Here is a 19,867-nt window from a genome sequence, read left to right on the forward strand (position 1 = left end):
TATGGCTTCACCCTGGCGGGACAGAATCCTCGGCCTGATGCCGCGTTCGGCCATCGTCTGCCACGACCTGTTCATGGTCTGGGCATGCTGGCAGCTGCTCCACGCGGGGCGGTATTCGATCCTGGCCAACGCCCCCGAGCTCCCTCTCTGGAACGTTGACACCACGCTGGTGCTGCTGCTGCAGGGCATGGTGTTCTGGCGCGTGGGCCTCTATCGGGGCCTGTGGCGGTTCGCCAGCGTCAGCGACCTGCTGAACATCTTCAAGGCCAGCTTCATCGGCATGGTCGCCATCGTGCTGGTGCTGATGTGGAAGCGCTTCGACGGCGTGCCGATGTCGGTGCTGGTGATCTATCCGTTCGCGCTGTCGGCGCTGCTGGGCGCGCCGCGCCTGCTGTACCGGGCCTGGAAGGACTATCAGGCACTGCAGTCGGACTCGTCCGCGCGCCGCGTGCTGATCCTGGGTGCCGGCCAGGCCGCCGAGACCCTGGTCCGTGACCTGCGCCGTTCCGGTAATTTCGAGCCGGTCGGCCTGCTGGACGACGCGCCGCACCTGCGCGGCGCCAAGCTGCAGGGCCTGCCGATCCTCGGCACCCTGGACGATGCGCCGACAGTGGTCCGGGAGACGGCGGCCAAGCTGCTGGTGATCGCCATTCCGTCACTGGACGCGGCGGGCATGCAGCGGATCGTCGCCATCTGTGAAAGCACCGGTGTGCCGTTCCGCACCGTGCCCAAGCTCAGCGACATCCTGCAGGGCCAGTCGCTGCCGGGGCAGCTGAAGGAAGTGGCGATCGAGGATCTGCTGGGCCGCAAGCCGATCATGCCGGACTGGAACCTGATCCGTGGCTGGCTGGGCGGGCGTACGGTGATGGTCACCGGCGCCGGTGGCTCGATCGGCTCCGAGCTCTGCCGCCAGTGCGCACGGCATGGTGCCGGCCGCATCATCCTGCTCGAGATCAGCGAACTGCTGCTGCTGACCATCGAAGGCGAGCTGCGGCGCAGCTTCCCCGATGTCGAGATCGAAGCGGTGCTGGGCGACTGCGGTGACCCGGCGGTGATCCGCCACGCCCTGTCGCTGCATCCGGTCGACACCGCCTTCCACGCGGCTGCCTACAAGCACGTGCCGGTGCTGGAGCGGCAGCTGCGCGAAGCGGTGCGCAACAACATCCTGGCCACCGAGAACGTGGCCCGCGCCTGTCTGGAAGCGCGCGTTGAGCATTTCGTGTTCATCTCCACCGACAAGGCGGTCGACCCGGTCAATGCACTGGGCGCCAGCAAGCGCTATGCGGAGATGATCTGCCAGAGCCTGGACCAGAAGTCCACGCATACCCGTTTTGTTACGGTGCGCTTCGGCAACGTGCTGGCCTCGGCCGGCAGCGTGGTGCCGCTGTTCCGCGAACAGATCCTGCGTGGCGGTCCGGTGACCGTCACCGACCCGGAAGTCAGTCGCTACTTCATGACCATCCCGGAGGCCTGCCAGCTGATCCTGCAGGCGGCCGCTTCGGCATCGCATGGTGCGATCTATACGCTCGACATGGGCGAGCCGGTGCCGATCCGCGTGCTGGCCGAGCAGATGATCCGCCTGGCCGGCAAGCAGCCGTACAAGGACATTCCGATCATCTACACCGGGCTGCGTCCGGGCGAGAAGCTGCACGAGACGCTGTTCTATTCGGACGAGGACTACCGTTCCACCGCGCACCCGAAGATTCTCGAGGCCGGTGTACGTACGTTCTCGCGTGACCTGGTGCTGGGCAATGTCCCGCGCCTGCGCGATGCCGTGGCTGGTTACGACACGACCAGCATCCAGGAGATCCTGTTCGCGACGATGCCGGAGTTCTCTCCCATCGAACAGGATGCTTACATTTCATCCGCTAAAGTCGTGCCCTTTCCGGCACGTGAGGCCAACAGGCACCAATGAGCAAGCGAATTCGCAAGGCAGTTTTTCCAGTGGCAGGGCTCGGGACGCGCTTTTTGCCGGCAACCAAGACGGTTCCGAAGGAAATGTTGCCGATCATTGATCGTCCGCTGATCCAGTACGCGGTCGATGAAGCGATCGAAGCAGGCTGCGACACGCTGGTGTTCATCACCAACCGCTACAAGCATGCCGTGGCCGACTACTTCGACAAGGCCTACGAACTGGAGCAGAAGCTCGAGCGCGCCGGCAAGCAGGAGCAGCTGGAGATGATCCGCCATGTGCTGCCCAATGGCGTGCGCGCGATCTTCGTGACCCAGGCCGAAGCACTGGGCCTGGGCCATGCGGTGCTGTGCGCCAAGGCCGTGATCGGTGACGAGCCGTTCGCGGTGCTGCTGCCGGACGACCTGATCTGGAACCGCGGCGACGGCGCACTGAAGCAGATGGCAGACCTCAACGAGGCCAGTGGTGCCAGCGTGATCGCCGTTGAAGACGTGCCGCACGACAAGACTGCCAGCTACGGCATCGTTGCCACTGATGCGTTCGACGGCCGCAAGGGTCGCATTTCGCAGATCGTGGAGAAGCCGAAGCCGGAGGATGCACCGAGCGACCTGGCCGTGGTCGGTCGCTACGTGCTGAGCCCGAAGATTTTCGAGTTGCTGGAACAGACCGGCAGTGGCGCCGGTGGCGAGATCCAGCTGACCGATGCGATCGCGCAGCTGCTGAAGACCGAAGAGGTCGATGCCTACCGCTTCGAGGGCACCCGCTTCGACTGCGGCACGCACCTGGGGCTGGTGGAGGCGACGATCCGCTTCGCGCTGGACAACCCGAAGCTGGCTGGCCCGGCGCGGGAGAAACTGACGGCGATGTTGGCGGAGTAAGGGTTCTATCAAGCGCTCCGTGCTGCGCCTTGATTGATACGTGATGGGCGGGACGGGGGGGGCCTTTGCAGGACACGCCGTAAACCCGTCCATGAAGTGACCCCCGGGAGTTGGACACCAGATCCAACCCCGAGGGATACATGAACAAATACGACGCGCGTTTCAAACTGCAGGTCGCCAAAGAGGCCTGCAAGACCTCCACATCGGTCAAAGCCATTGCCCGTCGCCACGGCCTGGAGTTCTCCACGGTCAGGCGCTGGGTGGCGACCTATCGGCTGCATGGTTGGCGGGGATTTCATCGCCAGGCCCGGTCCTATGACCTCCCGTTCAAGCTGGCTGTCCTGGAGAAGATGAGCCAGGACGGCCTGTCCGGGCGGGAGGCCACCACCTACTTTCAAATTGGCGATGCCGGCGCGGTGGGACGATGGCGGCGCCTGTATGCTCAAGGCGGTGCCCAAGCGTTGGCACCCCCTCCGCCGCCGCCCCGAAAGCCGATGAAAAAGACCCGTTCGTCCAAGCCACCTGAGGATATGAGCCGCGATGAGCTGCTCAAGGAAGTCGCCTATCTGCGTGCGGAGACCGACTACCTAAAAAAACTCGATGCCTTGATCCGGGAAGAGCAGGCGGCGCAGGACGCAAAGCGCAAGCCGTCCAAGGATTGAGGCAGGTTCATACGCTGTCGCTTCTGCTCGAAGCAGCTGAGCTGTCACGCAGTACGTTCTATTACCAGAACCATGTCCTGGCCCATCCGGATCAGGATGAGGCAGCCCTGTGCGAGCGCATCCGTGCAATCTACGATCAAAGCCAAGGGCGCTATGGCTATCGCACGGTGACGCTGGAATTAGCCAATCAGGGTCATCAGACCAATCACAAGCGGGTTCAGCGCCTGATGGGGGAGATGGGGCTGAAATCGCGGGTGCGTGTGAAGCGCTACCAGGCCTTCAAGGGGGCGGCCAACGTTGTGGTTGGCAATGACCTCAATCGCCAGTTCCATGCCGAGCGGCCCAACCAGAAGTGGGTGACTGACGTGACCGAGTTCAAGGTGCAGGGCATGAAGCTGTACCTGTCGCCGATCATGGACCTCTACAACGGTGAAATCGTGGCTTATCAGATCAAGCGTCGGCCCGTATTTGATCTGGTGGGCCAAATGCTGGAGGAGGCCATCAAGAAGCTTTCCCCGGATGAGCGCCCGATGATCCACTCCGACCAGGGCTGGCAGTACCAGCATGAAAACTACCGGCATATGCTGGAAAAGCACTCGTTGAAGCAAAGCATGTCCCGGCGCGGCAACTGCCTGGACAACGCGGCGATGGAGAGCTTCTTTGGAACGCTGAAGTCGGAATTCTTCTACCTGAACAGCTTTGACAGCCTCGAGAGTCTGGAGGCTGGGCTGGTGGAATACATCCAGTACTACAACGAAGAACGCATCAAACTGAAACTGAAAGGTCTGAGCCCGATAAAGTACCGGGAGCAGGCCCAATCGGCCGCCTGACCCCGTCCAAGTCTCGGGGGTCACTTCACCATGGGGGCTCGGTCGCCGCATCCATGCGGCGAACGGTCCTGCAAAGGCCCACCCGCCCCGCCTGTCATGTTTCCTGCGGGCGCGGACGGGAAGGGCGGAATCAAAGGCAAGAGCAAAAGCAGAAAGGCAGCCGATGGCTGCCTTTTCTGTTTCCGCGAGCGTCGAGTCGGTGTCAGATCCCTTTGCGCTGCAAAGGGCTCTGCCCCCTGCCTTTGCCCCTGCCTTTGCTCACCCCTCCGCCGCGCGGAATGATGGATGGCGCGGGTGGGTGAGGCTGGCCGGGACTGTCAGCGGCATGGATGCCGCTGCCAAGCCCCCAAGGACGGGTTCACGGCGTGTCCCGGGCAGTCTCACCCACCCGGGCCCCGCAGCAGACCGACATCCCGCCGGCAACGCCTTGAACCTTACAGCGCCTCGAAAATACCCGCTGCGCCCATGCCGGTGCCGATGCACATCGTCACCATGCCGTACTTCTGCTGGCGACGGCGCAGGCCGTGCAGCAGGGTTGCGGTACGGATCGCGCCGGTCGCACCGAGCGGATGGCCCAGGGCAATCGCGCCACCCAGCGGGTTGACCTTGTTCGGGTCCAGGCCGCAATCGCGGATCACCGCCAGCGACTGCGCGGCAAACGCTTCGTTCAGTTCAATCCAGTCCAGCTGGTCCTGGGTCAGGCCCGCCTGCTTCAGTGCCTTCGGGATCGCGGCAATCGGGCCGATGCCCATCACTTCCGGGCGCACGCCGGCTACCGAGAAGCTGACGAAACGGGCCAGAGGGGTCAGGCCGTAGTCCTTGATCGCCTGTTCCGAGGCCAGCAGCACGGCACCGGCGCCGTCGCTCATCTGCGACGAGTTGCCAGCAGTGACGGTGCCGCCGAACTGGCCGTTGCGGAACACCGGGCGCAGCTTGGCCAGGCCTTCGGCCGAGGAATCCGGGCGCGGGCCTTCGTCGGTGTCGGCGATCTTGTTGCGGGTGATGATGCGCTGGCCATCGGCCAGGTCCGGCAGGTGCGAGACGATCTCGTACGGGCTGATCTCGTCCTTGAACTCGCCGTTCTGGATCGCGGCCATGGCTTTCTGGTGCGAGGCGAGGGCGAAGGCGTCCTGGTCTTCGCGCGAGACCTTCCACTCTTCGGCGACCTTCTCGGCGGTGATGCCCATGCCGTAGGCGATGGCGACGTGGTCGTTGTCGAACACGCTCGGCGCCATGGCGATCTTGTTGCCCATCATCGGCACCATCGACATCGATTCGGTGCCGCCGGCCAGCATCAGGTCGGCATTGCCCAGGCGGATCGCGTCGGCGGCCTGCGCCACGGCCTGCAGGCCGGAGGAGCAGAAGCGGTTCACGGTCTGTGCGGCGATGGTGTTCGGCAGGCCGGCCAGCAGCACGCCGATGCGCGCCACGTTCATGCCCTGCTCGGCTTCCGGCATGGCGCAGCCGATGATCGCGTCATCGATGCGGTTGACGTCCACGCCCGGGGCCTGGGCGACGACGCTGCGCAGCACGTGCGCAAGCATGTCGTCGGGGCGGGTGTTGCGGAACATGCCCTTGGGCGCCTTGCCAACCGGGGTACGGGTGGCGGCGACGATGTAGGCGTCCTGGATTTGCTTGGTCATTGCAGTGATCTCTCGAATAGGTTTTGTAGAGTCGAGCCATGCTCGACTGCCACATCAGGGAGTGCCGACCAACGGTCGGCACCCACCGAAAGCAGGGAGGGGCGATCAATTACGCAGCGGCTTGCCGGTCTTGAGCATGTGCGCGATGCGGGCCTGGGTCTTTTCCTGCTGGGCCAGTTCGACGAAGTGCTTGCGCTCCAGGGTCAGCAGCCACTCTTCGTCCACCAGGGTGCCGCGGTCGACCTTGCCACCGCACAGCACGGTGGCGATGCGCTCGGCGATCTCGTAGTCGTACGGGCTGATGAAACGGCCTTCCAGCATGTTGACCAGCATCATCTTGAAGGTGGCGATACCCACGTCACCGGCGACCTGGATGCGGCGTGCCGGCAGCGGCGGACGGTAGCCCGCTTCGGCCAGGGCGCGCGCGCTGGCCTTGGCGATGTGCAGGGCCTCGTAGCTGTTGAACACCACCTTGTCGGTGCTGCGCAGCAGGCCCAGTTCCTTGGCGTTGACCGCCGAGTTGGACACCTTGGCCATCGCCACGGTTTCGAAGGTCTTCTTCAGTTCGGCGAACACGTCACCGCCCGGGCCTGCGGCCTGCGAGGCGCGCACAGCCAGTTCCTTCAGGCCACCACCGGCCGGCAGCAGGCCGACGCCGGCCTCGACCAGGCCGATGTAGCTTTCCAGGAAGGCCACGGTCTTGGCGCTGTGCATCTGGAATTCGCAACCACCACCCAGCGCCAGGCCACGCACGGCAGCCACCACCGGCACCAGCGAGTACTTGATGCGCTGGCTGGTGCGCTGGAAGTTGGCGACCATCTCTTCGAACTGGTCGACCTTGCCGGCCTGCAGCAGGCCCAATGCACCGGCCAGGTCGGCACCGGCGGAGAAGGGTTCCTTCTGCTGCCAGATCACCAGGCCCTGGAAGTCCTTCTCGGCGCGGCTGACACATTCCTGCAGGCCGTCCAGCACCTGGTCGGACACGGTGTTCATCTTGGTCTTGAAGCTGACCACGGCGATGCCATCACCGTCGTGCCACATGCGCAGGCCGTCGTTCTCGAACACGGTCTCGCCCGGCGCGAACTTCTCGCCCAGCAGCGGATCGGGGAAGCGCTGGCGCTGATACACCGGCAGCGACGAGCGCGGCAGCTTGGCGTTGCGCGACGGGCTGTAGCTGCCCTCGGCGGCGTGCACGCCATCGCGGCCATCGAAGACCCAATCCGGCAGCGGGGCGTTGCTCATGCTCTTGCCGGCGACGATGTCATCAGCAATCCACTGTGCCACCTGCTTCCAGCCGGCGGCCTGCCAGGTTTCGAACGGGCCCAGCGACCAGCCGTAGCCCCAGCGGATGGCCAGGTCGACGTCGCGCGCGGTCTCGGCGATGTCGGCCAGATGGTAGGCGCTGTAGTGGAACAGGTCGCGGAAGGTCGCCCACAGGAACTGCGCCTGCGGGTGCTGGCTTTCGCGCAGCTTGGCGAATTTCTCGGCCGGGTTCTTGATCTTCAGGATCTCGACCACTTCCGGTGCGGCGGTGCGATCAGCGGCGCGGTAGTCCTGCTTCTCCAGGTCCAGCACCACAATGTCCTTGCCGACCTTGCGGAAGATGCCGGCGCCGGTCTTCTGGCCCAGCGCGCCCTTGGCGATCAGCGCGTCCAGCCACTTCGGCGACTTGAAGAATTCATGCCACGGGTCGTTGGGCAGGGTGTCGCCCATGGTCTTGATGACGTGGGCCATGGTGTCCAGGCCGACCACGTCGGAGGTGCGGTAGGTGGCCGACTTCGGGCGGCCGACCAGCGGGCCGGTCAGGCCGTCCACTTCATCGAAGCCCAGGCCGAACTGCTGGGTGTGGTGGATGGTGGACAGGATCGAGAACACGCCGATGCGGTTGCCGATGAAGTTCGGGGTGTCCTTGGCGTACACCACGCCCTTGCCCAAAGTGGTGACCAGGAATTCTTCCAGGCCTTCCAGCACGGCGGCGTCGGTGGTGGTGGCCGGGATCAGCTCGGCCAGGTGCATGTAGCGCGGCGGGTTGAAGAAATGCACGCCGCAGAAGCGATGGCGCAGCTGCTCGGGCAGAACGTCGGCCAGCTTGTTGATGCCCAGGCCCGAGGTGTTGGAGGCCAGTACGGCGTGGTCGGCCACGAACGGCGCGATCTTCTTGTAAAGGTCCTGCTTCCAGTCCATGCGCTCGGCGATGGCCTCGATGATCAGGTCGCAGTCCTTCAGCTGCTCCAGGCCCGACTCATAGTTGGCCGGGGTGATGGCTTCGGCCAGCGACTTGCTGGCCAGCGGCGCCGGGCTCAGCTTGCCCAGGTTGGCGATCGCCTTCAGCACGATGCCGTCAGCCGGACCCTCCTTGGCGGGCAGGTCGAACAGCACGGTGTCGACGCCAGCGTTGGTGAGGTGGGCAGCGATCTGGGCACCCATGACGCCGGCACCCAGCACGGCGGCGCGGCGGACTAGCAGGGAATTGGACATGGTGTAGGGCCTTTGTTGGTCAGCAGTTACTGGGTGGAATCAAGGGGAAGCGGGCAGGGCGCTGGCGCGAGCGGCGGCGCGGAACCCGGCTTCGGCGAAATGGATCAGTTCGTGGGCGGCATGGGCACGATGCGCCGCTTCGGTGACACCGGCGGGACGCTTGATCAGCCCGAAGTCGGCCATGGCATAGGTGAGCGAGCCGGCCAGGAAGTCCAGGCGCCAGTACAGCTCTTCCTTGCTCAGGTCAGGCGCGCATTCGGCGATCGCCTTGCCGAACGCACGCAGCACGTGACCGTAGTGGTCGGACAGGAACTTGCGCAGGTTGTCGTTCTTCTCGGCGTAGGCGCGGGCGATCACGCGCACGAAGGCGCCGCCGTTCTGGCGGTCCTGGGCCAGCGCCAGTGCCGGCTCGACGAAGGCGGCCAGCACCGGGCGCAGCTGCCCGGGGTGTTCGCTGCGGGCGCGCTCAAGCTGCGACAGGCGCGCGCCGGTCATCTCGTCCATGCGGCGGCGGAACACCTCGTTGACCAGGTTTTCCTTGGAGCCGAAGTGGTAGTTGACCGCGGCGATGTTGACGTCGGCCTGGCTGGTCACCTGGCGCAGCGAAGTGCCGGCGAAGCCGTGCTGTGCGAACAGCTCCTCGGCCGCGCCGAGGATCCGGTCCTTGGTCGAGAAGTGGGCGGGTTTGGCCATCGGCGGGCGGACCTTAATCAAACGATTGTTTGATACTAGGACCAGACGGTAGCGTATGGCATTTTGCAGTGCAGCAAAAATGCCCGGACCGGTCAGATTTCACTCAGGTGGGTGAATGGGCGCAAAGGGTAGTGCCGGCCGCTGGCCGGCAACCGCAGGCAGCCCGTGGGGCGCCAGCCTGCCGGCCAGCGGCCGGCACTACCACCCTGCCGCTTTATCTTTTACAATTCGCCTACGTTTATCAGGCTAAGCCCGCGTCCCGACGCGGGTTTTTTTCATGTTACCCTTCGGGCCATCAGCGGCCCGATTCCATTGGAGACATCCCATGGCGCTGGAGCGCACCCTTTCGATCATCAAGCCGGACGCCGTTGCCAAGAACGTCATCGGCGAAATCTACGCCCGCTTCGAGAAGGCCGGCCTGAAGGTCGTGGCCGCCAAGTACAAGCAGCTGTCGCGCCGTGAAGCCGAAGGCTTCTACGCCGTGCACCGCGAGCGTCCGTTCTTCAACGCGCTGGTCGAGTTCATGATCTCCGGCCCGGTGATGATCCAGGCCCTGGAAGGCGAGAACGCCGTCCTGGCCCACCGCGACCTGCTGGGCGCCACCAACCCGAAGGAAGCCGCTGCGGGCACCATCCGCGCCGACTTCGCCGAATCCATCGATGCCAACGCCGCCCACGGCTCGGACTCGGTCGAGAATGCCGCGATTGAAATCGCCTACTTCTTCGCCGCCACCGAAGTCGTTTCGCGCTGAGAGTAATGCCGTGAACGAGGTCGTACAGTCCCCCGCCATCCAGCCGCTGCCGAAGTCGGCACCCACGGCTGGCAAGCAGAACCTGCTCGACCTCGATCGCGCGGGCCTGGAGAAGTTCTTCGTCGAGGTTCTCGGCGAGAAGAAGTTCCGTGCCCATCAGGTGATGAAGTGGATCCACCATCGCTACGTCACCGACTTCGATGAAATGACCGACCTCGGCAAGGTCCTGCGCGCCAAGCTGCAGGCCCATGCCGAGGTGCTGGTTCCGAACATCGTGTTCGACAAGCCCTCCGCCGACGGCACCCACAAGTGGCTGCTGGCGATGGGCGTGGATGGCAAGAACGCCATCGAGACCGTGTACATCCCGGACAAGACCCGCGGCACGCTGTGCGTGTCCTCGCAGGTCGGTTGCGGCCTGAACTGCACGTTCTGCTCCACCGCCACCCAGGGCTTCAACCGCAACCTGACCACCGCCGAGATCATCGGCCAGGTGTGGGTTGCCGCACGCCACCTGGGCAACGTGCCGCACCAGATGCGCCGCCTCACCAACGTGGTGATGATGGGCATGGGCGAGCCGCTGATGAATTTCGACAACGTCGTGCGCGCCATGAGTGTGATGCGCGACGACCTGGGCTACGGCCTGGCCAACAAGCGCGTGACCCTGTCGACCTCCGGCCTGGTGCCGCAGATCGACCGCCTGTCTGCCGAAAGCGACGTGTCGCTGGCGGTGTCGCTGCATGCGCCGAACGACGCGCTGCGCGAGACCCTGGTGCCGCTCAACAAGAAGTATCCGATCGCCGAGCTGATGGCCTCGTGCGCACGCTACCTGCGCGCCAACAAGCGCCGCGAATCGGTCACCTTCGAATACACCCTGATGAAGGGCATCAACGACAAGCCCGAGCATGCCCGCGAGCTGGCCCGCCTGATGCGCCAGTTCGACAACGCGGTGCAGGCCAAGGATTCGGGCAAGGTCAACCTGATTCCGTTCAACCCGTTCCCGGGTACCCGCTACGAGCGTTCGGAAGAAGCGCACATCCGTGCCTTCCAGAAGATTCTACTCGACAGCAACGTGCTGACCATGGTCCGCCGCACCCGTGGCGACGACATCGACGCCGCCTGTGGCCAGCTCAAGGGCCAGGTGATGGACCGCACCCGCCGCCAGGCGGAGTTCAACAAGACGCTGCAGGCGGGGAAGGGGAGCGATGCCGCGGCCTGACCGCCTCTGGCTGGTTCTGTTCGCAGGCATGCTGGCCGTTGCGGTCGGCGGCTGCAAATCCCATCCCAAGGCCAAGCTGGGCCCCAGCGAGGCGCCGGTCTACTCGGTCCGTGATCCGGACAGCGTGCGGCGCCAGGTGCGCCTGCAGGACCTGCTGGCCCTGGCCGCCCGCGACATGCAGGTAGGTAACCTCGATGCGGCCGAACGCAAGGCGCGCGAGGCGCTGAAGCTGGCCCCCGAGTCGCCCGATGCGCTGGTGCTGCTGGCCGGCATCGACGAGCGCCGTGGCCGGACCCAGCAGGCTGGCGAGAGCTTCCGCAGGGCTGCCGAGCAGGCGCCGCAGCGCGGGGACATCCTCAACAATTACGGCGCGTGGCTGTGCCAGCAGGGCCGGCCGGCCGAGTCGCTGGTCTGGTTCGATCGTGCGCTGCAGGCGCCGGGCTACGCCACGCCGGCCGAGTCCCAGGCCAATGCCGGGGGCTGTGCGCTGGACGCCGGCCAGTTCGAACGTGCCGAGCGCGACCTGCGTGCGGCGCTGGCAACGCTGCCGGGAAACCCGGTCGCGCTGGAGGCGATGGCCCAGCTCAGCTTCCGCCAGGGCCGCTTCATGGAGGCCCGGGCCTTCGCCGAACGTAGGATTGCGGCTGCACCCGCAACGCGTTCCGTGTTACAACTTGCGTCTCAAATCGAAGCGCGGCTGGGTGATCGGGCGGCATCTGACCGCTATCTTCAGCGCATTCGACAGGAATTTCCGCAGGAAGCGGGCTCCTAACTCCAGGGTTGATGCATTGTGATTGATGACCAGACTGTGAGCGCTCTCGAGACTGCGGCCGGCTGCGGCAGCCGCCTGCGCCAGGCCCGCGAGGCGGCCGGACTGACCCTCGAAGATGTCGGCTCGCGCCTGCGCATGCCGGTCCAGGTGGTCAAGTCGCTGGAAGAGGAACAATGGCAGAAGCTGGGGGCGCCGGTGTTCGTGCGCGGCCAGCTGCGCAGCTACGCGCGCCTGCTGGACGTGGATGTGAGCCAGCTGCTGGAGCAGGCCCAGGTCGGCCCGGTGGTTCCACCCACCCTGGTCAGCCATACCCACACCCCGCGTGCGCGCCGCATTGCCGAGAATCTCGGCCGTCGCGTGCTGTATGTCGGTATCACCGCGGTGCTGGCGGTGCCGGTGTGGTTCGCCACCCGTGGTCATTTTGATGGCAGTGCGACGCCGTCGCCGAACACCGCTTCGCTGGACGCGATCCCGGCCGCTGTGCCGGTGACCCCGTCTGCCGCCGGCGTCGAGCCGGCCGCCGTGGCTGACGTGGCGAGCGCCCCGGCCAGCAAACCGGCCGCCACCCCGTACGTAGCCTCGCTGGCCCCGGTGCCGCGTTCAGCCCCGGCACCAGCGGCTGCCGCCAACACGCTGGACATGCAGTTCAGCGGCGACAGCTGGGTCGATATCGGCGGCCCGGACGGCGCTACCGTCGAGAAGGCGCTGATCAAGTCCGGCGAGAGCCGCAGCTTCACGCCGGGTCAGGTGACCCGGGTGACCCTGGGCAACGCCTCGGCGGTCCAGGTTCAGCAGAACGGCGCTATCGTCGATCTGACCCCCTACCAGCGAGCCAACGTGGCACGCTTTCAGGTATCCTCTGAAGGCTCCGTAGTCCCGGTTTCGCACTGAGGCGCGGTTTCACCACCTTCGATTAATCCCAATGGTCCCTCCCGATGGGCGGGGCGAGAGTACGCATGGCGATCGACGATCTGCTCGACGAGCACGAACAAAGTGAACGCGTCCGCAGCTGGCTGCGGAAGAATGGCGCCAGCATCCTCGGTGGCGTAGTGATCGCCATCGGTGCCATTGCCGGTTGGCAGTGGTACCAGAAGGATCAGGGCGGCAAGCTGGCCTCGGCCAATGTCGAGTACCAGAAGGCGCTCGTTGGCCTGCAGCAGAACAAGCTCGACGACGCCTCCAAGGCGGTCAAGGCGCTCGAAGCCGGCCCGTCCAGCATCTACGGCGACCTCGCGGCGCTGCAGCTGGCCAAGGCCCAGGTCGACGCCGGCAAGAACGAAGAAGCCCTGGCCACCCTGCGCGGCGTGAAGGTCGAAGGTGACCTGCAGCGCGTGGTCGACCAGCGTGTGGCCCGCCTGCTGGTGGCCACCGGCAAGAGTGACGAGGCGATCAAGCTGCTGGGCAGCGCCACCGACAGCAGCAGCCTGGAAATCCATGGCGACGCGCTGATGGCGCAGGGCAAGCGTGACGACGCCCGTGCACAGTACGAGAAAGCGCTGAAGTCGCTGGACGTGGCAGCGCCGCAGCGGCGCCTGCTGGAAACCAAGGTTATGGACGCCGGCGGCACCGTTGCCGCCCCTGCGGAGTCGGTTTGATGAGTCAGAAGGTCATGATCACCCGCGTCGCCACCGTGCTCCTGATGGGCATGGCCCTGACCGGCTGCAGCACCGTGAAGGGCTGGTTCGCCGGCAAGGACGCGGCCGCGAAGAAGGCACAGGAACCGGCTGAGCTGGTCAAGTTCGAGCCGACCGTGAAGGTCAACAAGGCCTGGTCGGTCAACCTCGGCAAGGGCGAGCGCCGCATCGGCGTGCGCCAGGGCCCGGCCGTGGCCAACGGCCACGTGTTCGCTGCGGCACTCACCGGTGGCGTGCACGCCATCGACCTGCAGACCGGCAAGAAGGTCTGGACCTGGGAGCCGAAGAAGGAAAAGAAGAAGGCCAAGCTGCGCCTGTCCGGCGGCCCGGGGGTCGGTGAGAACCTGGTCGTGATCGGCACGCTCGATGGCCAGGTCATCGCCCTAGACATCAACGACGGCAGCGAGAAGTGGCGCGCCCGTGTTCCGGGTGAAGTCATCGCCGCGCCGGCCATCGCCCAGGGCGCGGTCTACGTGCGCAGCAATGACGGCCGCATCACCGCGTTCGATGCCGGCAACGGCACCCAGAAGTGGTTCAACCCGAGCGAGCTGCCGGCGCTGACCGTGCGTGGCAACGCGCCGGTGGTGACCGGCCCGGGCGTGCTGTTCATCGGCAAGGACGAGGGCGCGGTTGCCGCCTTGGCCCAGCAGGATGGCCGCACCCTGTGGGAACAGAATGTGGGCAACGGTGAAGGCCGTACCGAGCTGGAGCGCATGGCCGATGTCGACGGTGCGCCGGTGCTGGATGGCAACACCCTGTTCGTGAGCAGCTTCAAGAACCAGACGATGGCCATTGAAGGCCCGACCGGTCGCCCGCTGTGGGCGCGCGACCATGGCGGTGCCGGTGGCGTGGCGGTCTCGTCTGGCAATGTGTTCGTCACCGACAACAAGGGCGGCGTGTTCGGCCTGGACAAGGCCAGCGGCGCGGCGATGTGGTCGCAGACCGCACTGGCCCGTCGCTCGCTGACCGGCCCGGCACTGCACGGCGACTACGTCGTGGTCGGCGACTACAAGGGATACGTGCACTGGCTGCAGACCTCCGATGGTGCGATGGCGGCACGGGCAAAGAGCGGCGGTGACGCCCTGCTGGCCCAGCCAATCGTCGTAGACGGGGTGCTGCTGGTGCAGAACGTTGATGGCAAGCTGACCGCCTTCCGGTTGGCAAATTAAAAATTGGAGTAATCGCGATGCTGCCTTTGGTCGCCCTGGTTGGACGGCCGAATGTCGGCAAGTCGACTATTTTCAATGCGCTTACGCGCACCCGTGACGCGCTGGTCCATGACCAGCCCGGCGTCACCCGCGACCGCAACTACGGTGTCTGCCGTCTGGACGAGGACAATCATTTCCTCGTCGTCGACACCGGCGGTATCGCGGAAGAGGAAGAGGGTCTGGCAGGGGCTACCACCCGCCAGGCCCGTGCCGCTGCGGCGGAAGCCGACCTGATCCTGTTCGTGGTCGATGCCCGTGAGGGAACGTCGGCGATGGACGACGAGATCCTGGCCTGGCTGCGCAAGCTGTCGCGCCCGACGCTGCTGCTGATCAACAAGATCGACGGCACCGACGAGGACACCGTGCGTTCGGAGTTCGCCCGCTACGGCTTCGGCGAGATGCTGACCGTGTCGGCCGCGCATCGCCAGGGTCTGGACGACCTGCTGGACGAAGTGGTCCAGCGCCTGCCGGAAGAAGGCAGCGGCGAAGAGCTGGACAACGATCCGAACCGCATCCGCATCGCCTTCGTCGGCCGCCCGAACGTGGGCAAGTCGACCCTGGTCAACCGCATCCTCGGCGAGGAGCGCATGATCGCCTCCGACGTGCCGGGCACCACCCGCGACTCGATCGCCGTGGACCTGGAGCGTGACGGCCGTGAATACCGCCTGATCGATACCGCCGGGCTGCGCCGTCGTTCGCGCGTGGACGAGGTCGTCGAGAAGTTCTCGGTGGTCAAGACCATGCAGTCGATCGAGCAGTGCCAGGTGGCCGTGCTGATGCTGGACGCCACCGAAGGCGTGACCGACCAGGACGCCACCGTGCTCGGTGCCGTGCTCGACGCCGGCCGTGCGCTGGTGATCGCCATCAACAAGTGGGATGGCCTGACCGAGTACCAGCGCGAGCAGGCGGAAACCATGCTGTCGCTGAAGCTGGGCTTCGTGCCGTGGGCCGAGTCGGTGCGCATCTCGGCCAAGCATGGCTCAGGCCTGCGTGAGCTGTTCCGTGCGGTGCACCGCGCGCACGAATCGGCGAACAAGACCTTCACCACCAGCGAAGTGAACAAGGCGCTGGAAGTGGCGTACGAGACCAATCCGCCGCCGACCATCCGCGGCCACGTCTCCAAGCTGCGTTACGTGCACCCGGCCGGGGCAAACCCGCCGACCTTCATCGTGCACGGCACGCGCCTGAAGGAACTGCAGGAATCGTACAAGCGCTACCTGGAGAACTTCTTCCGCAAGCGCTTCAAGCTGATCGGCACCCCGGTGAGCTTCATCTTCCGCGAGGGTGCCAACCCGTACGAGGGCAAGAAGAACGTCCTCACCGAGCGGCAGGTCAAGGCCAAGCGGCGCTTGATGAAGCACGTCAAGGGCAAGTGATGTAGAGAAAGGCGGCCGCAGGGCCGCCTTTTTCGTTTGTGGTAGTGCCGGCCGCTGGCCGGCAACCCGACGATGCCTGGCGTGTTCACGAGGTTGCCGGCCAGCGGCCGGCACTACCGTGTATCTACAGATCTCGATCAGGGCGGATTGCTGCGACGAGCGCGGCAATGCGGCAACGCGCATGGGATGCCTCGGCCGCGCCGCGATGTTGAAGCCGGTTGCACCTCGCTTGTGGCGGGGATCGATTCCGGCAGCTGCACCTGCCCCGTGATGCTTGCCCAGACCAGGGTCGTACCCAGTGCACCTGCCAGGTACGCCACCGACACCGCCCCGGTCACCAGGCCTGCGGCATGCTCCAGCCACGGAAGGAGTCGGCAATACCTCCGTGCCCAGCGCAGATGGCTGCCGAGCCATGCCATCAGCAGGCCGAGCGACAGCGCGACGCCGCTCAGGCCGGCCACGTAAGCGGCCTTGGTGCCAGTGTCGGCAACGAGGCCGGTAAGCAGGGCAGCCAACGCGAACTGCAGCATCCAGTTGCTGGTGCTGGCGAGCGCCAACAGGCATCCAGCCTCGGCGTGCGGCCAACGGGAGCGGGCGCGCAGGCCCAAGGGCATCTGCAGGGAAAGCGGAGAGAACGGGGTCAAGCCGGCGTCGCGCAGGCACATGCCCGCCAGGCGCAGCAGCAGGAGGCAGCCCGCGCACTGCATCGCCAGCGTCCACAGGCCGCGGTTTCCCAGCATGCCCGCTGCAACGAAAGCCGTCGCACAGATGACGCCCGTACCGATGGCGATACCGAACGACGCGGCCATGGCGGCGTGCCCGCCCGCGCCCATCGCGGTGCGCAGGATCTTCGCGTGATGCGAAGCAGGCAGGAGCATGGCGAATCCGTACAGCACCGCGACGATGAAGAACTGCTGCACGTAAACCTGCCACTGACCTATAGAAAGTGCAGAGTGTGGGCGGGTGTGAACGCGCGGTATTGAACGCCATTGCGACAGGCGCGAATCGCCGGCATCAGCCGGCCCACAGCGACACGACGATCCATAGCGCCAGTGCGATCATCAGAAGCCCTGCGGCCCGCTCCAGCCAGGGCAGGGTGCGTGCGAACCGACGCAGTACCCACGGGTGGCCGACCAGCGCGGCGACCAGCAGATCCCAAAGCAGGACGATGCCGAACATCCACGCGCCATAGAAGAATTTCGTTGCGGCGTTGGCCTGCGGGCCGTTGAGCATTGCCGCCAACGTTGCATAGAACAGCGCATTCTTCGGGTTCAGCAGCGCAGACAGGGCGCCCAGTCCTGCCGCCTTCCACCACCCGTGCGTATCGCCCGCGCGCGATTCCGCGGCAGGTGCCTGCAGCGTCGTCGAGCCCGCATGGCGCAGGAACAGCGTGCCGAGGTACAGCAGGAAGCCGCAGCCCGCCAACTGCACCGCAATGAACCCTGCGCTGCCTGCGCGCAGCATGGCAATTCCGGTGAAAGCGGCCACGATGAAGACGCCGTTGCCAACGGCGATGCCTGCGCAGGCGCCACTGGCGGTGCGCCAGCCAGAGGTGATCGCGGTGCGTGCAACGAGGAAGAAATCGGGACCGGGTGAGAGCAGGGCGAAAAAATGAACGGTGGCGATGATCAGGAACTGTTCCATCGGGTCCGGCGGCGGCTGGCTGGGGCGCCAGTCTGGGGATGTGCCGCGCGATGGTATTGAACGTTATTGCAGGCTCAGCGCCGGTACTGGCCCGGGGTCGCACCGGCGTGGGCCTTGAAGACCCGCTGGAAATGACTCTGGTCGGCAAAGCCCAGTGCATGCGCGACCACGGCCAGTGCCTGGCCTTCGCACAACCGTCGGCGAGCCTCCTGGATGCGCTGGTCGATCTGCCAGGCGTGTGGGGTCAGGCCCGTGGCACGTCGGAAGGCGCGGATAAGCTGGTAGCGGCTCATGCCTGCCAGCGATGCGAGCTCCTGCAGGGCCGGAGTGTGTTCGAGCCGCTGGCGCAGAGCGTCCATCACCGGCTGCACCCGCTGCTGTAGTGCGGCGTCTTCAGGCGGACCGGCGACGGCTACCCCATCGTGTTCATCCAGATCGCCGACGAACGCGATCAGGGCCGCTTCCTTGACGCTGACCGGATCGTCGGAGAACAGCGTCTCGTTGAGCTGGCAGTACTGCTGGTAGCGCGGGCGATGGTGGGAAATCCGGATGGGTTCCTGCTGCCAGTCGGGTCCGGGCAGGCCGTCATACTCGGCGCGGACTTCGGCCATCCAGCGCGCATCCAGGTGCAGCATCTGGTAGCTCCAGACCTGGCCGGGCAGGGGGTTGCAGGCATGCACGCGGCCTGCGGGTACGCCGACCAGATTGCCGGGTTGCAGCAGGCGCGGTCCTTCCGCCGCGCCGGTGAACACGCTGTTGCCAGCGTCCACGGCGCCGATCGAGAAAGTGTCATGGCTGTGCGGGCGATGGCAGGCGCGGCTGTCGCACGCCCGTCGGCTTTCGACGAAGGGCATGCGCGGGTCACGCCAGAATTCGGTGGCAGAGCGCATGCAGCGGTTCCGGGATGCAGGGAGCAACGCCCGCATGGTGCCATGTTCGGGGCAAGGCGCGTCGAGGGTGTCTGCGCGATAATGCGGCCATGAGCATCCAAGAGCTTTCCCCCGCGCAGGCACGCGAGCGCCTGGCCCACGGCGCGGTGCTGATCGATGTGCGCGAAGCGCACGAACGGGCCGGCGGGATGGCCGAGGGCGCGCGCGGCGTGTCCAAGGGCGAGCTGCAGGCCGACCCGGCCGCGCATCTGCCGCGGCACGACCAGGAGATCCTGCTGATCTGCCAGAGCGGCAAGCGCTCGGCAGATGCCGCGCAGTTTCTGCAGGAGGCCGGCTACACCCACGTCGCTTCCGTGACGGGCGGCACCGTGGCCTGGCGCGAGCAATCGCTGCCGCTGGTGCAGCCGCTGGCCAGCGCCGCCGACCGCGATTTCTACGACCGCTATTCGCGCCACCTGCTGCTGCCCCAGGTGGGTGAGGCCGGCCAGCGCCGGCTACAGCAGTCGCGGGTGCTGGTGCTGGGTGCCGGTGGCCTGGGCGCGCCGGCTGGCTTCTATCTGGCCGCCGCGGGGGTAGGGCACCTGCGCTTCGCCGACCATGACCGCGTGGAGCGCAGCAACCTGCACCGGCAGATCGTGCATACCGAAGCCAGCGTCGGCCAGCTCAAGGTCGATTCCGCGCGCGAGCGATTGCTGGCGCTGAACCCGTCGATCGAGGTCGAGGCGGTGCCGGAGCGGGTCACGTCCGAGAATGTGGATGCGCTGCTGGACAGCGTGGATGTGGTGCTGGACGGGTCGGACAACTTCCCGCTGCGTTACCTGCTCAACGACGCCTGCATCAAGCACGCCAAGCCGCTGGTGTATGCCGCCATCGAGCGCTTTGATGGCCAGGTAAGCGTGTTTGACGCTGGCCGCCAGCGTGGCGTGGCGCCGTGCTACCGCTGTCTGTTCCCGGAGCCGCCGCCGCCGGAGTTCGCGCCGAACTGTTCCGAGGCCGGTGTGCTGGGTGTGCTGCCGGGATTGGCCGGTGTGCTGCAGGCCACCGAGGTGCTGAAGCTGTTGCTGGGCATCGGCGAGCCGCTGGTGGGGCGGCTGCTGCGCTTTGATGCGCTGGGCATGCGCTTCCGCGAGACCGGCATCCGGCCGGACCCGCATTGCCCGGTGTGTGCGCCGGGCGTGCCGTTCCCGGGGTATATCGATTACGCCGCGTTTTGCCGGGGCGGGTGAACCCGGCCGGGGAATGCCTTGGTAGATGCCGACCTTGGTCGGCGCTCTTGTGCC

Annotated in this window: 17 protein-coding genes; 11 read left to right on the forward strand and 6 right to left on the reverse strand. The window is 66.0% G+C overall.

Annotated elements, in window-relative coordinates; translation table 11 throughout:
* Window position 1: 1 nt before the first annotated feature.
* The 3 genes from ACZK2V_RS09155 (at window position 2) to ACZK2V_RS09165 (ending at window position 4,282) form a co-directional block, all read left to right on the forward strand.
* Complete coding sequence (locus ACZK2V_RS09155) at window positions 2-1,915, forward strand: polysaccharide biosynthesis protein (protein ID WP_032130079.1); 1,914 nt, start codon at window positions 2-4, stop codon at window positions 1,913-1,915.
* A complete protein-coding gene (galU, locus tag ACZK2V_RS09160) occupies window positions 1,912-2,790 on the forward strand; it encodes a UTP--glucose-1-phosphate uridylyltransferase GalU (protein ID WP_019336276.1) in 879 nt (292 codons plus the stop codon). The genes ACZK2V_RS09155 and galU overlap by 4 nt, the downstream gene beginning before the upstream one ends.
* 140 nt (window positions 2,791-2,930) lie before the next feature.
* Window positions 2,931-4,282 (forward strand): IS3-like element ISStma2 family transposase gene (locus ACZK2V_RS09165; RefSeq protein WP_486323145.1). Its coding sequence is split into 2 segments (ribosomal slippage): window positions 2,931-3,378 and window positions 3,378-4,282, totalling 1,353 coding nucleotides; the frame shifts between segments, so codons are not numbered across the junction.
* 434 nt (window positions 4,283-4,716) lie between these two features.
* Here the strand turns inward: ACZK2V_RS09165 and ACZK2V_RS09170 are convergent.
* From ACZK2V_RS09170 to ACZK2V_RS09180, 3 genes are all read right to left on the reverse strand, one after another.
* The gene (locus tag ACZK2V_RS09170; protein WP_049399460.1) at window positions 4,717-5,925 is read right to left on the reverse strand and encodes an acetyl-CoA C-acyltransferase; all 1,209 of its coding nucleotides are present in this window, start codon (window positions 5,923-5,925) and stop codon (window positions 4,717-4,719) included.
* Window positions 5,926-6,030: 105 nt separating this feature from the next.
* The gene (locus ACZK2V_RS09175; protein ID WP_486323146.1) at window positions 6,031-8,403 is read right to left on the reverse strand and encodes a 3-hydroxyacyl-CoA dehydrogenase/enoyl-CoA hydratase family protein; all 2,373 of its coding nucleotides are present in this window, start codon (window positions 8,401-8,403) and stop codon (window positions 6,031-6,033) included.
* A gap of 39 nt (window positions 8,404-8,442) precedes the next feature.
* Window positions 8,443-9,096, reverse strand: a complete 654-nt coding sequence (locus tag ACZK2V_RS09180; protein ID WP_032130490.1) for a TetR/AcrR family transcriptional regulator — start codon at window positions 9,094-9,096, stop codon at window positions 8,443-8,445.
* A 325-nt stretch (window positions 9,097-9,421) separates the two neighbouring features.
* Between ACZK2V_RS09180 and ndk the strand changes: the two genes are divergently transcribed.
* From ndk to der, 7 genes are all read left to right on the forward strand, one after another.
* On the forward strand, window positions 9,422-9,847 hold the full coding sequence (gene ndk / locus ACZK2V_RS09185; protein WP_008265389.1) for a nucleoside-diphosphate kinase: 426 nt from the start codon (window positions 9,422-9,424) through the stop codon (window positions 9,845-9,847).
* A 10-nt stretch (window positions 9,848-9,857) separates the two neighbouring features.
* Window positions 9,858-11,063 (forward strand): dual-specificity RNA methyltransferase RlmN, encoded by a 1,206-nt coding sequence (rlmN, locus tag ACZK2V_RS09190; RefSeq protein WP_005409296.1) that lies wholly within the window; start codon window positions 9,858-9,860, stop codon window positions 11,061-11,063.
* The gene (gene pilW, locus ACZK2V_RS09195) at window positions 11,050-11,835 is read left to right on the forward strand and encodes a type IV pilus biogenesis/stability protein PilW (RefSeq protein WP_032130491.1); all 786 of its coding nucleotides are present in this window, start codon (window positions 11,050-11,052) and stop codon (window positions 11,833-11,835) included. The genes rlmN and pilW overlap by 14 nt, the downstream gene beginning before the upstream one ends.
* Window positions 11,836-11,853: 18 nt before the next feature.
* Window positions 11,854-12,726 (forward strand): RodZ domain-containing protein, encoded by an 873-nt coding sequence (locus tag ACZK2V_RS09200; RefSeq protein WP_032130492.1) that lies wholly within the window; start codon window positions 11,854-11,856, stop codon window positions 12,724-12,726.
* A gap of 65 nt (window positions 12,727-12,791) precedes the next feature.
* A complete protein-coding gene (locus ACZK2V_RS09205) occupies window positions 12,792-13,430 on the forward strand; it encodes a YfgM family protein (protein ID WP_049399466.1) in 639 nt (212 codons plus the stop codon).
* Window positions 13,430-14,638, forward strand: a complete 1,209-nt coding sequence (bamB, locus tag ACZK2V_RS09210) for an outer membrane protein assembly factor BamB (RefSeq protein ID WP_032130494.1) — start codon at window positions 13,430-13,432, stop codon at window positions 14,636-14,638. The genes ACZK2V_RS09205 and bamB overlap by 1 nt, the downstream gene beginning before the upstream one ends.
* Before the next feature lie 17 nt (window positions 14,639-14,655).
* Window positions 14,656-16,053, forward strand: a complete 1,398-nt coding sequence (gene der / locus ACZK2V_RS09215; RefSeq protein WP_032130495.1) for a ribosome biogenesis GTPase Der — start codon at window positions 14,656-14,658, stop codon at window positions 16,051-16,053.
* A gap of 137 nt (window positions 16,054-16,190) precedes the next feature.
* Here der and ACZK2V_RS09220 read toward each other — a convergent pair whose 3' ends face one another.
* The 3 genes from ACZK2V_RS09220 to ACZK2V_RS09230 all read right to left on the reverse strand — a co-directional run bounded on the left by ACZK2V_RS09220 (window position 16,191) and on the right by ACZK2V_RS09230 (window position 18,587).
* Window positions 16,191-16,931 (reverse strand): lysine transporter LysE, encoded by a 741-nt coding sequence (locus ACZK2V_RS09220; protein WP_486323147.1) that lies wholly within the window; start codon window positions 16,929-16,931, stop codon window positions 16,191-16,193.
* A 136-nt stretch (window positions 16,932-17,067) separates the two neighbouring features.
* Window positions 17,068-17,697, reverse strand: a complete 630-nt coding sequence (locus tag ACZK2V_RS09225; protein WP_486323148.1) for a LysE family translocator — start codon at window positions 17,695-17,697, stop codon at window positions 17,068-17,070.
* A gap of 74 nt (window positions 17,698-17,771) precedes the next feature.
* Window positions 17,772-18,587, reverse strand: coding sequence for a helix-turn-helix domain-containing protein (locus ACZK2V_RS09230; protein ID WP_486323149.1), 816 nt, complete (start codon window positions 18,585-18,587; stop codon window positions 17,772-17,774).
* Between the two features lie 89 nt (window positions 18,588-18,676).
* On the opposite strand from ACZK2V_RS09230, the gene moeB reads away from it, so the two are divergent.
* Window positions 18,677-19,813 (forward strand): molybdopterin-synthase adenylyltransferase MoeB, encoded by a 1,137-nt coding sequence (gene moeB / locus ACZK2V_RS09235; RefSeq protein ID WP_486323150.1) that lies wholly within the window; start codon window positions 18,677-18,679, stop codon window positions 19,811-19,813.
* Window positions 19,814-19,867 lie beyond the last annotated feature (54 nt).

Source organism: Stenotrophomonas sp. 93052_Sma, assembly GCF_056481145.1.